This is a genomic window from Pseudomonas libanensis (assembly GCF_001439685.1).
Taxonomy (GTDB): domain Bacteria; phylum Pseudomonadota; class Gammaproteobacteria; order Pseudomonadales; family Pseudomonadaceae; genus Aquipseudomonas; species Aquipseudomonas libanensis.
Map to the genome: position 1 here is coordinate 60,364 of NZ_JYLH01000004.1, position 13,682 is coordinate 74,045.

Below are 13,682 nucleotides of genomic sequence, written 5' to 3' on the forward strand. Positions count from 1 at the left end.
TAGTCCTGAAAGCCTAGGGATGGAGGGTTTGAGAAAGGTGGTGCTGGAGGATGTTTTGTGTGTCCGGGTACTGGCATCGCCTCGACCCGCTCACGCGGGCCGAGCCGTTTGGTCAGCGTGCCACCCGCCCTGACGCCCTGGGACGGCTGGGTTTGTAGCGGCGCCACGCAGACGCGTTTGACTCCCAAGGCGCGTCGACCCGTTGTTGGTTTTGATAGAACGTGACGCGCCCTGCCAGTCGCGATCGATGCCGATAAAGCCAGCGCAGCTCGGAGGCCGTGGCAGATACCCCCTGCTTGCTGACAACGGCTTCTATGTCCAAATTGTCGAGAGCGAAATGGACCACCGCCGCACTTTGCGGGCTAGTCAAGGTTTCCAAAGCGGATTTGCTGCTTCGAATGACGATCTTTTGCTGAATGGCGAATAGGTCTGTGCCAATGTGTTGGCGAGCCGTCGCCTCGAGTGAGTACTTGCCTGCGGCAAGATCACTGACGAACCTCCTCGCGAATTGCTGGTTGCAGGTAGTTGACATACAACCTGAATACTTCAAAACAATGCCCTCGTAAAACGGCCGAACGCCGACCGAAATCTGCTCAATGAGCTCGGCCTTGAGTTCGTTAGCTGTCGCTGGATCATGTGGATCTTGCTCCAAGTCGCTGAATAGCTCCGCATTCAGGTCGCGAAATGTAGAGAAGGCGCGAACGAGAGGCCCCAGCCCGGCAGTCCAGCGCTGCACGTCCGCGCCTGAGAAATAGGCCGCCATCGTATCCCCGCGCCCGCGCAGCTTCGACCAGAAACTCCTGTAGGCATTAACCGTCGCGGACAAGCCAAAGATAATATCCCCTCGACCGGGTTGGAATTGCTCGCCAAAGGTGGTTTGCGTGCCATCGGCATCCCTGAACCCCACGGGATTGCCCCGGGCCATCGCGTACAGGTTCAAGCCGTCCACGTCGCCCATCGGGTCTGGGCTGATCCAACGCTGCAACCACGGCGCGTAATAACGCGCGCCGTAGTAGTACAGGCCCGTGGCATCGCGCTCCTTGTCGGAGTAACGGCGAACCTTGTGGTATTGCCGAGTGATATTGCTGGTTGCCCACCACGCAGTTGCGCCATAAGGATAGTAATGCTCCTGGCTCAACAAGCGAGCCTGCTCGTCCAGCTCCAACGCACAGCTCTGGAGGTGATCCTGAATGCTGAATCGCATTTGTTGGGCCTCCATCTCGCTGGGCTTGCCCGACTCCCATTGCACCACGGTGACTCGCCCACCGCCCGTATCGATGTCCAGCACATTGAAGCGCTGTTCTCTTTGCTTGTGTAGGTGCAGACCTGGAAGGTAATAGGTTGCCTGGATGTAGGGTTTTGCGCGCACTTCACGGCTGCGAACCTTGAGTGCGCGCAGGCCTTGACCGTCATACAAATAACTTTCCACATCAAGGTCACCGCTTTCACGCTGTACCTGGGTGGTGTAGGTCAATTGGTTGCGCACATTCCAGGCCGCCTGCTGGACGCCGTCGAGCAACAGCTGATTGCCATTGGCGTCGAATGCCCCATCCCATTGAACCTGCCGGCCTTGCACGGCAGGCACGGCGCGATTGGTGAGCGCCGCTACGTGCATTTCGCGGGTATAGCCTGTGCCGCTGGAGGGCAGGTGCCGAAGGCGGGTCAGATTACCCGCTTCATCATAGGCATAATGCTGGGTGTAATTGCGCCGGAGCCCCTGATCTGTCGCCCCGAACTGCACCGCTGTCGGCAACGCCCGGCCATCGGCATTGGCGCTGTTTTCCCGGCCGCTGGCCTGGACCAATTGATACAGCGTGTCGTACTGGTATCGATTGACCGCATCAATTTGGCTGTTGCTGTGCCATTGAGTCGGCTGCGCCAGGTCGCTGAGGCTGAGGATATTGCCGACCGGGTCGTACTCATATACCAACCGCTGCAGCGGCGTAGCGGCCTGCCCTTGGCGGTACACATCCAGTTGTTGCAAACGACCGTTCCGTTCGGCGTAACGGGCGACTTTGATGACGTTATTGCCCACCCGTTCGGACACGATTCGGCCACTGGCGTTGTATACCCGCTGATCCACCAATACCTGGCGTTCGCGATTCGTGAAGATCAGCACCATTTCCAGTGGCCAACCCTGTTGCCCATAGCGCCACTGTTGGCGATTGTCCTTGGCGTCAGTCTGCTCCAGCAACGCCCCCAACGCGTCGTAACGCCAGGTGGTGGTATAGGCCTGGTGCTCCGCCTGCAGGTCCTGTGCCTCATCGCTTTGTGGCCAGTCGACCAGTGCGGTATCAGGGCGAAACCGCCTGGTTTGCTTGATGACGCGTTGATCGATCGCGTACGCCTCCACCAGCACAACGCCCGCCGGGTCCGCATGACGAATCAGCCGCCCGCAGCGATTACCGACGGCCTCGGCAGGGATCGCAGACGCGTACGTCATACGCTCGACACAGCGGGGGGACGGCTCCTCTGCGGATTGCTCGAACACCGCCACAGGGCGCTGCAAGCGATCATAGTGAAACGCTTGATGGGCACCGCGCGAGTCCCAGCTGTGCAGGCGCTGTTGCGCTGCCCCGTGCAAGACCAGGCGCCAGCCGGCATCCGCACTCTGGGTACGCACGGCTTCACCGGACAGGCTGTAAAGGTTCGATTGCGCCGCCACCCCGGACGAGCCACGGGCGAACTGACGTGGCTCCCACTGCTCAAGTAAAAACCCACTGGCTCCAAACACCTGACGATTGACCCGCGGCTGTGGGGAATCCGCAAGCGTTGCGCGGTGATACTGCACCGTGCGTACGGCTAACCCGCGAGGGTCAATGGCCGTCAAGGCAGGTGTATTTCGATGAAGAGGGTTAGACATGAATTCATGACCTGTTTTGCACGAAGGTCAAAAAATCCTAGAGGTCCCGGCATTGAGAAGGGGGTATTGAAAGACAGCCTTATGTAACCAGATCCTGACAGCGCCTATCGAGGCCAGCAGGCTTGGCGCCTGCTGGCCTCAAAGGTTTTCAGTGCCCGCCGGCGCAGGTCGGCGAGGCCGGGGCTGCGTCGATCTGCGCCCATTCTTCAGGCGTGTAGGTATGCAGCGCCAACGCATGAAACTCGCTCATCAGGTCACCCAGGGTGGCGTAGACCTTCTGGTGGCGCTTGACGCGGTTAAGTCCCTCGAACTGCCGGCTGACCAGCACGGCCTTGAAGTGGGTCTGCAACCCACGGCTGTGCATGTGGCTCTCATCCAGCACACTCAAGTGGTCCGGGGCCAGGACGGCAAGCGCCGTTTCGATACGCTGTTGCATAGTCATTGCTGCTTACTTCTTCTTGGCCGGTGCGGCGGCTTTTGGCGTCAGCTCGTTGGTCATGTCTTCCAACAGCTTGTTCACCACCGGCACCGCGCTTTCCAGCTTGGCCTGGGTCATCTGGGCCGATTGCTGGGTCAGCTGCGGCATTTTTTCCAGGACTTTCTTGCCCAGTGGCGACTGGTAGAACGCCACCAGGTCCTTGAGCTCGGATTCGCTGAAGTTGGTGGTGTAGAGCTTGACCATGTCCGGTTTCAGCTTCGGCCAGCCGATGGCCTGGTCCAGGGCGGCGTTGGCCTTGGCCTGGTAGCTGTCGAGTACGGACTGTTTGGCGGCAGGCGCCTTGGTCTGCTCGAAACGCTGGGCGAACATTTGTTGCACTTGCATGTACACCGGGGTCCCCAGCTTGTCAGCATGGGCCAGGGTAAGGAAGGCTTCGGCACTGGCGTTGTGGCTGGCGGTATCGGCAAAAACCTGGCCGCTGGCGCAAACCAGAGCAACCGCGGTACAGATGGCACGAAGACGAGTCATCGAGTTTCCTTTTCTAGCAGGCGAGGTAAGACCCCAAGGGCGACCATTCTGCGCCTAAAAAACCTCGCGGCTCAACCCCACCCCTACGCAGGCCCTGGTTTTGCGGGGCGCGATGACACAAATGTGGGTTTAGGGAACCCACGGCGGCCGCCAGGGCCTAAACTGACCAATCACGACTGGATAAGGAGGGTGCCCGATGAGCCGTATCGAAACCGACAGCCTGGGAGAAGTACAGGTCCCTGATGATGCGTATTGGGGCGCGCAAACCCAACGCTCGCTGGTCAACTTCGCGATTGGCGAACAACGCATGCCGCTGGCGGTATTGCATGCCCTGGCCCTGATCAAGAAGGCCGCCGCGCGGGTCAACGACCGCAACGGCGACCTGCCCGCCGATATTGCCCGCCTGATCGAACAGGCTGCCGACGAGGTCCTGGAGGGCCAGCATGACGACCAGTTCCCGCTGGTGGTTTGGCAGACCGGCAGTGGCACCCAGAGCAACATGAACGCCAATGAAGTGATCGCCGGCCGCGCCAACGAACTGGCCGGTAACAACCGGGGCGGCAAGAACCCGGTACACCCCAACGACCACGTCAACCGTTCCCAGAGTTCCAACGACTGCTTCCCTACTGCCATGAGCATTGCCGCAGTGCAGGCGGTGCATCAGCAGTTGCTGCCGGCGATCGCGACCTTGTCCGGTGGCCTGGCGGAGCTGGCTGCACGGCATATGAAGCTGGTCAAGACCGGGCGCACCCACATGATGGACGCCACGCCGATTACCTTCGGCCAGGAACTGTCGGCGTTTATCGCCCAGCTCGATTACGCCGAACGTGCGATCCGCAGCGCCCTTCCCGCGGTGTGCGAGCTGGCTCAGGGCGGCACTGCCGTCGGCACCGGGCTCAATTCGCCCCACGGCTTTGGCGAGGCCATCGCCGCCGAGCTGGCCGCACTGTCGAGCCTGCCGTTTGTCACCGCACCAAACAAGTTCGCCGCCCTCTCCGGCCATGAGCCGCTGGTGACCTTGCACGGCGCGTTGAAAACCCTGGCCGTGGCCCTGATGAAACTCGCCAATGACCTGCGCCTGCTCGGCTCCGGCCCTCGCGCCGGGCTGGCCGAGGTCAAGTTGCCGGCCAACGAACCCGGCAGTTCGATCATGCCCGGCAAGGTCAACCCAACCCAGTGCGAAGCGCTGTCGATGCTGGCCTGCCAGGTACTGGGCAACGACGTGACCATCGGCATCGCTGCCAGCCAAGGGCACTTGCAGCTCAACGTGTACAAGCCGGTGATCATCCACAACCTGCTCGAATCGATCCGCCTGCTGGCCGATGGCTGCAACAACTTCCAGGAACACTGCATCGCCGGCCTGGAGCCTGATGCCGAACAAATGGCCGAACACCTGGAGCGCGGGCTGATGCTGGTGACCGCTCTCAACCCGCATATCGGCTACGACAAGTCTGCGCAGATCGCCAAAAAGGCCTATGCCGAAGGCCTGACACTACGGGAGGCGGCGCTGGAGCTGGGCTACCTCACCGACGCAGAGTTCGACCAGTGGGTACGCCCGGAAAACATGCTGGAAGCCGGGCACTAAAAGCCTTAAATGTGGGAGGGGGCTTGCCCCCGATGGCGGTGGGTCAGCCAGTATCCATTTATCTGAACCACTGCTATCGGGGGCAAGCCCCCTCCCACATTTGGATCTTCATACAACTGACATGCGCACGCGCCGGGCCTTGAGGCCGGCAATCAGCGACGGCGCCAACGCTACCATCGCCGAGCCCGCCACGACTACCAACGCACCGAAATACCCCAGGGCATTGATCTCTTCGGCCTGCACGAAGTTCGGCCACAACCACGCCGCCAACGCCACCGCCACAAAGGTCACCAAGGGCGTCAACGCCAGGGTCGCACTGACCCGCGAGGCTTCCCAATGGGCCAGGGCTTCGGCAAACGCGCCGTACGCCACCAGGGTATTCATGCAGCACGCCAGCAGCAGCCAGCCTTGCAACGGGCTCAGTTGCAGCGCCTCCAACGGGTGCGCCCAGGGCGTCAGCAACAGGGCACAGGAGAGGTAGATCACCATCATCACCTGCAGCGAATTCCACACCGTCAGCAACTGCTTCTGCCCCAGTGCATAGAACACCCAGATGGTGGTGGCGAGCAGGATCGTCAGCACACCGGCGGTGTAGGTGCCCATGGAGGTCAGCAGTTCCACCAGGCGTTGATTGAAGAACAAGCCAAAGCCGACAATCAGCACCACCAGCCCCACGCCCTGCCCCAGGCTGAAGCGCTCCTTGAACACAAACACACTGGCAACCATCAGAAAGATCGGCCCCATCTGCACCACCAACTGCGCCGTGCCCGGGCTGAGCATTTTCAGGCCAACCAGGTACAGCACGTAGTTGCCCACCAAGCCGCACACCGCCATGCCCACCAGCCACCCACCCTTGGGGCCGAGCACTTTACGGCTGGGCAGGCGTTGGGTGGCGGCCAGGTAAACGAACAGGCAAGTGCCCGCTACCATCAGACGAAACCAGGTGACGGTGATCGGGTCCATCACCTGCAACACCTGCTTGAGCTTGATCGGAAGAATGCCCCACAGAAACGCGGTCAGCAGGGTCAGGAAGAAACCGTAGACCCAGCGGCCGGAAGAGATATGCATGAGTGCCCCAAAAACCAGAGGTGGAGGAGCAGGCATTCTAGGGGCATGCGGTGCGCTTTGGGTATAGGTAGGTCACGGCACCCCCATTACCAGCACACCGCTGCCACTGATGGGCCCTGCCGCAGGAATGGATCCGTTGCGCCGCACCAGGGAAAAGGTCACATCGTCCCCGCCTACGCTGTTGGTAATACGGGTAAGGAACGAACCGTTCACCGGCACCGCAGACCCCGCACGCACCATGGCCGTGCCGACGTCGGCATTGGTCATCAGCAGCAGCCGGTTGTCGAACGATGAGCGGGAGCCTTTGTAGGTGATGGTGATCGGCGTACTGATTCCGCCTTGCGGACAGGAGTAGGTGAGCCTGCGATTGCTGACAACGGACGTGGTCAACGGGTCTGTGCCAATGGCGCGCTGGTGTACGTTGCCGAAGTTGATTTCGATCGGGTTGTTATTGTTGATTGTGCAGGTTGACGGGGAGACGGTGAAGTTGTTGTTGGCAATGTAGGTAACTGCCAGTCGCGACGATCCACTGCCCGTATTGTTTGTCTGGGTCATACGTAATAGTCCAAGGTTGTCGCCCATTCGAATGTCGATAGGGTTCCCTGGGTTGTTACGCATCAAAATATAGGGGGTTACATCAATCGGATAACCAACCCTGTTGTCAGGCAGGCTGGCCACCCGGATTCCGATGGGGATTGGGGAGTTTCGGTTTGTCCCATTGATTCGTAAGCCGGTGCCTTCTGAGGTGAACTTGGGTCCCGGCGTCCACGGGGTCCCGGCAGAGTTGCCTGTTGACCAGTAATCTATCCCCCAGGACGGGGTCTGGGGCCCGGGCGTGTATCGGCATTCGAGCCTCGCCCCTTCAAGAAAAATACGGTTCTGGCTGGTATCCAATACGACATTCACGGGCACCTGCAGGTTTATGTCCTGGCCTCCCCCTACAGTCACCCAGCCGCCACCATTCACCCGGCAATCAACAGCGCTTGCCGTCGTAGTAACACCGGTCAGGAGGAGAAGCACCACAGCTCCAGATAGTCGTTTCATCTTGATCTCTCGTCGCTTTGCCCTATCCACACGCTGCTTATGGATAGTCCAAGGTAAAAGTTGAGGTCACCGTGTATGCACCGTGCCCGATGGTCTGATCGCGGATGGCCGTCGGCTCGCCCTTCACATAAGCCTTGAGCTCGATCACGTTGTTGCCGTCACTCAGCACCTGTCTGTCGCTGACGTCATTCAACGGCAAGGGCTTATCGCTCAAGGTTTCGATCCCGATCCCGATGCCTGAAGCACCACTGCCGCCATCGAGCGCAAGCAGACCGGGTAGTTCGTTGTTTTCCCGGCCCCCGAACATGATGGTCACCGAGTTGCCGATGCTGGTGTCACAGTCCTCCAGGTGCAGCCGGAAACGCTTGCCCACGGAACGGGTGTTGATATAGAGGTGCTTGCTGGTCAGGTCCCAGAGCTCCAGCGTGATGGCTTCGTCGCCAGGGCGCAGGGTGCACGCCTCTTCCACCAGGTTGCCCTTGAAACTCAGGTTGTCTGCGGCGAACCCCATGGGCAGCAGGCCGACGGTGAGCAGCAGTAGCAGCCCGCCCTTTTGAAGCCTTTCATATCGCATAGACTCAACTCCTACTCGTATTCAGCCAGCAGCGTGGCAACCGCCGTGAACCGGGCCGGGGGCAGCACCGCACCGGCCTGTTTGACTGGCACCACTTCCAGTGTCGGCGGTGAAGACAGGTTGATATCCAATGGTGTATTCAGAGGGAACGGCAGGCTGTTCTGAAAAACCCGAATGCCCAACGCCGGCACGCTGGTCTGCACCGCCGCAGCGTCGAATGTCGTGGGCGTACCGTTGACGCTCAACTTCAACTCCCAGGGGAGCGTGGCCGGGCCACATCGGATGGTGTAGCCGACCCCCTGGCGGTATCTCACCCCGTCAACGCGCTTGACCCCGACATCGCCAAAATCCACTTCAATCGTGTTGCCCGCATCGATCGTGCAGGGCGGCGGCTCATTCAGCGTTCCGCTGAAGGTCAGGTTGGCCGATGCGCCACTGCAAAGGCCCAGGGAACACAGCAGGAGCAACGCGTGGGGCTGCCTGAAGATCATTGATCGTTCCTCTTAGTCTTGGCCGTCATTGGTAATCGACCACCAGTGTTGCAGTGGCATCGAATGCCCCGCCGGTCAGCTTGCTGCCCACGCGCTTGACGGGCACCGCCTGCACCACGGGAAAATTGGGATGGGTGAAATTCACGCGTGTGTTCAGCGGCCAGTCGGCACCGTTGACGAACAGCTTCACGCCCAGGTCGGCCTTGCGCGTGGCAAGCACGCGGCTGTCGAACGCGGCCCCGGTGCCCTTGAGTTCCAGGGTCAAGGCATTGCTGAACGGCGAACTGCAGGTGACGGTATAGGGCACGCCGCGACGGTAGTTAACCCCGTCCACCCGTGACGTCAGCAGGTCATTGCCAAACGGCACATCCAACGTACCGCCACTGTTGATGACACACGGCGGCGGCGCGATGATCACCGCGCGAATGGTCAGGTTGGTATCGGCCTGCGCCCCCTGGCAAGCCGCCCACAACAGGCTGCCACCGATCAGCGTGGCCCAGGGGCCGGTTGAGTGAGTCATCGTTGTGCCCTTACTCATAATTGAGCCTGAAATCCACCACGGCCCGGAAGGCCCCGCTGGTCAAAGGCGCGGAGGTGCGCGTGGGCTGGACCTTCCAGGTCTGGGTATTGCCGCCCACCGCCAGAAACAGCGGCTCGCCCCTTGAGCCCAACTGCACGTCCCGGCCCAAGGCATCGGTGAGGCGCAGGCCCATTCCGGTAATGCCTTGCACCTGGACCAGACGCGGATCGTCGGCATCGGCAGGTGCGATAAACGCCACCGACAGCACCGGTTGATAGGCGCTCCATGTCAGGTTCCCGGTGCGCTCGCTGCGGATGCTGCCGGCGGTGCGCTGGCAATCTTCGAAGCGCAATTGAAACGCCACGGATGCAGCCTGGTCACCGGGCCGCTGCAACTGGCTGGTCGAGACGGCGCCCAGGTCAACGGTTTGGTTGAGCGAGGTCATCTCCAGGGTGCACGGGCTTTCATGCAGGGTTCCAAGCACATTGAGCATCCCGCTCATACCCTCGATATCCTCGGCGTGCGCCCTGCCCACCAGCACCAGCAACAGCCCGCCCAGGACCTTCATGTTGTTCGACTTCATGACGTTCTCCGGCAGCAGGCGCTACTCATTGCGCGATGAGACCTGGCAAGTGTCGCCACTGCAGGTGAAGGCCAGCAGCGGGCGCCCGCCGTAATCATTCACGTAGGTCAGGTAGGGGGCGGTACCGAGTGCCTTGGCAGTGGGCGCCAGGGTCAGCGAGCCTTTGGGCGGCACCATCAGGGGCTCGAAGCCCGGCACGGTTTTGCCGTCCTTGCTGCTGCGCGCATCCACCAGCGTCACGTAGTAAGGCGTCGGGTTATTGACCTGGTAATGCTCGCCTTTACGGGTGAGGGTGAGCTTCTCCTGCCAGGGGTTGGACAGGTCTTGCTGGCTTGGCTCGATGGCTTGTGGCCGATAGAACAATTTGATGCGGGTCTGCAAGGCGATTTGAAGGGTGTTGGCCTTGTCGCTGCGTGGCGGAATTTCGCGCAGGTTGAAGTAGTACACCGTCTCCCGATCCTGCGGCAGCAACTTGGCTGCCGGCAGCGCCTGAACCTTCACCTGGCTTTGCTTGCCAGGCTCCAGGCGTTGCACCGGCGGCAGCACGATCAACGGCGTGGTGATTTTCTTGCCCGCTTCGTCCTCGATCCAGCCCTGGGCCAGATAAGGCAACTGGGTATTGTTGTTGGTGATGTTCACGCTGGTGGCGTCTTTGCCGCCATCGAAAATCACGCGGGTACGGTCAAGGCCGACGGCGGCGTTGGCGGTATGGCCCAGGCCGAGCGTCAACAGCGCACAAGCCAGGGGAATGAGGCGCGTATTCAGCATCATGAGGGGGTGTTCTCCGTATCGGTGGACTTGCCGATCAGCGCTTCGGGCTCGGGCAAGGATTGATCAGTGGCCAGCGTGTCGCAGGGTAAATTCAGGGCATCGGTCAAGCCGTCAGCCGGCAAAACGGCAGGCAGCGTGAGGGTGCAGCGCTCGACACCGCCCCAGCTGACGATCATCTGCTCGCCGGCGCGAATGCCGCTCAGGTAGACATGCCCGTCGTCATTCACAATTCCGGTGTCCTGCTGTTTGAGGTTCTTCACCGTCGCGCCGAAAGGCGGCGAACTGCTATCGGGCAGGCGTAGAACCGCCATGGCCTTTTCACCGGAAATCACTTCCAGCGAGCGATAGCCGATAGCCCCTTCGGTAAGCGTCAGTTGCGTCACTGACTGGGTGGCTTCGACATTGCTTGGCAAGCGCTCCAGATCCACGCTGGCCGCCGTACGCTGGTAGCTGCTGATGTCGGCGATGACCGCCTTGCCATAAGCGTTGCTGCGGGTCGGCGAGCCATAACCGCGCACCGGCACATCCGGCACGCCTGCGGTATCGACCATCAGGCGAGTGCCACCGGTGCTGTGGGTACGATGCAGCGCCGCACCGTGAGCCGTGAGCGTGCCACCGCCACGCGCCGACACGCCCAGGCTGCTGTAGCTGCCTTTTTGCGTGCTGGCGCTCACATCGATGTCAGCCTGATCGCCCACGTGGCTCAGGTAACCACCGGCTGCGTTGTTGCCGGCATTGAGCTGGTAACTGTTGCGCTCATCCAGACGATCGCTGTAGCGCGTCGAGAAGGTGTTTTTACCCGCGGCCTTATTGGCATCCATCGACAAGGTACCGGAACGGCCCAGCGGCAGGCTGACCGTCAACGCCATGCCGTTATCGCTGTAGTTGTATTCCTGACTGCGATACAGGTTCAGCGACAGGCTGAGGTTTTTCACGGTGCCGGCATTGAAGTAGCGCGACACCGACATATTCCAGCGTTGGGTGTCCGGGCGGTTCCAGTAGGTCTGCTTGTTGTAGCTGGCATAGACGGTGGCCCCAAGATCACGGAACTGTTTATTCACCGTCACCGTATACAGCGCCTTGCTCGCGCCGATCGGTTTCCACCGCTCGCCGTACTCGTCGATGCCGTTGTGCTGGTGCCGCCCGGCGAGTTCACCGTTCAAGCCGTAATGGCGAGCGTCCAGGTATTCACTCATGCTCAGGAAGTTCTTCTCGGAAAACCGGTAACCGGCAAAGGTCACTTGGCTGTCGTACTCTTCGAAGTTCTTCGAGTATTGCAGGCGGTAGGATTTACCCGAGAACGTCTCGTTCCATAGGCTTGCATGAGACTGGGTCACATCCAGCGAGACGGCGCCGAACGCCAGCAAGTCTCGCCCTGCGCCGACCGACAGCGCCCGATAGTTGTTGTCCGTGATACCGCCCCCAAACAGCGACCAACCATTGCTGATCCCCCAGGAGAATTCGCCAGTACCGAAGACATTACCGTCGGAGCCGTACTGAAGGTTGGTCGGCCGCCCGCTCGCCAACTTGTAGCGCACCTGCCCGGGGCGTGTCAGGTAGGGAACGCCTGCCGTATTGAGTTGGAAGGTGTGGACCGAACCGTCCTGCTCTTCCACTCGCACATCCAACGTACCGGTGACAGCGTCGTTAAGGTCCTGAATACGGAATGGCCCTGCGGCAACCAAGGTTTCGTACAGCACGCGTCCCTGCTGGCTGACGATCACTTTGGCGTTGGTTCTCGCCACCCCGACCACTTCCGGCGCGTAACCGCGCAAGTTGGGCGGTAACTGGCTTTCGTCCGAGTTGAGCGCGGCACCGGTAAACCGGAAACTGTCGAACAAATCCGAATACAGGTAGTTCTCACCCACCACCAGGCGCGCCTTCAGCGCGGGGACTGCACGATAAGCGTAGTAACGGCTCCACTCCAGCTTCTGCGGCCCGGCCGCCGAGCGGCGACCGTTCTCCACCCGCCCCTGCCAATCCGCTCTCAGCCGCCAGGCACCGGCGTTGGCGCCAACGGTGCCGTTGCCGCTGAGGTTAAAACGGTTGCCCTCGTTGCGCTGGTGGATCGACTGCGCCGTCATGTTGTAGTCGACCAGCAGCCCAGGCACCCCCTCATCCCAACGTGAAGGCGGGTCCCAGTTGATGGCGCTGTACTCAAGGTAGGCCTGGGGCAGGCTGATGCTCAGGGTGGAGGTGGCCAAGTCGCCACTGACCTGCGTGCCAGGCAAGTCTTGAATATCCAGGCACTCCCCGCCTCGCCATCCAGTCAGTTTGGCAACTTCGACAGCCTTGAGACCCAATTGCTCCACCAAGGTTGGCGTTAAGCAAGCCTGGCTGCCCTTGGGGTCATCATCGGGTGGATAGAACGTTACCGGTTGTTCGGAAATAGCCTGAGTATTGATCTGCACCACCATTGAGTAAGTGCCAGGCAGAATGAATCCGCTGCGCGCAAACTGCGACAAGTCAATGTTGGTGCGATCACTCAAATCAAGAACGTCGGTATTGAATTCTATATCGGCAACCGCATAGGCATTAGTTGCCAGTGACATCATCCCGCTAAAAAAAAGACATGGGCGCAGCGTATTTTTGACTTTCGACGCATTCAACATGAAAGCAACCCATCAATTCAGAAGTATTCCAACTTGAACCGCACCGCGGCACTGTGAGCCCCAACTGCCAACGGCAATCCATTACCGACCAGAAAAAACCTGTAGTTGAGTGTCATGTCACCTTCGGCCAATGGCCGCGGGTCCATCCGTTGCCCCGGAATACTTTCCTGGCCCGCAGAGTCCACGATATGCAAGGCAACCCCTTGTGAACCGCCGAACACCGCGAAGGAAAGCCCGGCCCTGTCGGTGGGGCCTTCGAACGTCACTTGCATGTGCTTCCAATCGGGCAGGCTGGCGCCCGGTCGAGACGGGTCCGGTCGGCTCAAGGTGCAATTGACCAGGCGCAACTGGAAGGGATGGTCCGCCCCGCGGGTATTGCGCAACAGCCGGCCAACCGGTTCAGGAGGCATCTCGATGGTTTGATCGATACTGGACAGTTCAAGCCCGCAGGCTGAGTCAACCACCTCTCCTCCCAGCGTGACGATCCCCTCGCCCTGCGACGCCGACTTGGCGAACGCGAAAGCACTGATGAACATCGTCAATGAAGAGGTGACAGCGAGACTTATGAATGTTTTCACCTTTATCTCCCGCCAGTTCCACCCCC

General features: G+C 60.6%; 13 protein-coding genes. 1 reads left to right on the forward strand and 12 read right to left on the reverse strand.

The features are described from left to right. Window positions 1–112 precede the first annotated feature (112 nt). From TU73_RS07625 to TU73_RS07635, 3 genes are all read right to left on the reverse strand, one after another. Entirely contained in the window at window positions 113–2,863 is a 2,751-nt protein-coding gene (locus TU73_RS07625) for an RHS repeat-associated core domain-containing protein (RefSeq protein ID WP_082642560.1), read from the reverse strand. A gap of 148 nt (window positions 2,864–3,011) precedes the next feature. Beyond that, window positions 3,012–3,305: a BolA family protein gene (locus tag TU73_RS07630; RefSeq protein ID WP_057011694.1), complete on the reverse strand. Its 294-nt coding sequence runs from the start codon at window positions 3,303–3,305 to the stop codon at window positions 3,012–3,014. 6 nt (window positions 3,306–3,311) lie between these two features. Further along, a complete protein-coding gene (locus TU73_RS07635) occupies window positions 3,312–3,830 on the reverse strand; it encodes a DUF2059 domain-containing protein (RefSeq protein WP_003236690.1) in 519 nt (172 codons plus the stop codon). A gap of 196 nt (window positions 3,831–4,026) precedes the next feature. Here TU73_RS07635 and TU73_RS07640 point away from each other — a divergent pair, with 196 nt between their 5' ends. Beyond that, on the forward strand, window positions 4,027–5,415 hold the full coding sequence (locus TU73_RS07640) for a class II fumarate hydratase (protein WP_057011695.1): 1,389 nt from the start codon (window positions 4,027–4,029) through the stop codon (window positions 5,413–5,415). Between the two features lie 108 nt (window positions 5,416–5,523). Here the strand turns inward: TU73_RS07640 and TU73_RS07645 are convergent, their stop codons facing one another. The 9 genes from TU73_RS07645 to TU73_RS07685 all read right to left on the reverse strand — a co-directional run bounded on the left by TU73_RS07645 (window position 5,524) and on the right by TU73_RS07685 (window position 13,656). Next, window positions 5,524–6,483 carry a DMT family transporter gene (locus TU73_RS07645; protein ID WP_057011696.1) on the reverse strand — a complete coding sequence of 320 codons (960 nt, stop codon included), beginning with the start codon at window positions 6,481–6,483 and terminating at the stop codon, window positions 5,524–5,526. Window positions 6,484–6,555: 72 nt separating this feature from the next. Then, on the reverse strand, window positions 6,556–7,527 hold the full coding sequence (locus TU73_RS07650; RefSeq protein ID WP_082642561.1) for a fimbrial protein: 972 nt from the start codon (window positions 7,525–7,527) through the stop codon (window positions 6,556–6,558). 37 nt (window positions 7,528–7,564) lie between these two features. Next, window positions 7,565–8,101 carry a fimbrial protein gene (locus TU73_RS07655; RefSeq protein ID WP_057011697.1) on the reverse strand — a complete coding sequence of 179 codons (537 nt, stop codon included), beginning with the start codon at window positions 8,099–8,101 and terminating at the stop codon, window positions 7,565–7,567. An 11-nt stretch (window positions 8,102–8,112) separates the two neighbouring features. Next, complete coding sequence (locus TU73_RS07660) at window positions 8,113–8,592, reverse strand: fimbrial protein (protein WP_057011698.1); 480 nt, start codon at window positions 8,590–8,592, stop codon at window positions 8,113–8,115. A gap of 25 nt (window positions 8,593–8,617) precedes the next feature. Beyond that, a complete protein-coding gene (locus TU73_RS07665; RefSeq protein WP_057011699.1) occupies window positions 8,618–9,112 on the reverse strand; it encodes a fimbrial protein in 495 nt (164 codons plus the stop codon). A gap of 10 nt (window positions 9,113–9,122) precedes the next feature. Then, window positions 9,123–9,695, reverse strand: coding sequence for a fimbrial protein (locus tag TU73_RS07670; protein ID WP_057011700.1), 573 nt, complete (start codon window positions 9,693–9,695; stop codon window positions 9,123–9,125). A 21-nt stretch (window positions 9,696–9,716) separates the two neighbouring features. Further along, a complete protein-coding gene (locus TU73_RS07675; protein ID WP_057011701.1) occupies window positions 9,717–10,466 on the reverse strand; it encodes a fimbria/pilus periplasmic chaperone in 750 nt (249 codons plus the stop codon). Further along, window positions 10,463–13,078 carry an outer membrane usher protein gene (locus TU73_RS07680; RefSeq protein ID WP_082642562.1) on the reverse strand — a complete coding sequence of 872 codons (2,616 nt, stop codon included), beginning with the start codon at window positions 13,076–13,078 and terminating at the stop codon, window positions 10,463–10,465. The genes TU73_RS07675 and TU73_RS07680 overlap by 4 nt, the downstream gene beginning before the upstream one ends. A 17-nt stretch (window positions 13,079–13,095) precedes the next feature. Further along, on the reverse strand, window positions 13,096–13,656 hold the full coding sequence (locus TU73_RS07685) for a fimbrial protein (RefSeq protein ID WP_057011703.1): 561 nt from the start codon (window positions 13,654–13,656) through the stop codon (window positions 13,096–13,098). Between the last annotated feature and the right edge of the window lie 26 nt (window positions 13,657–13,682).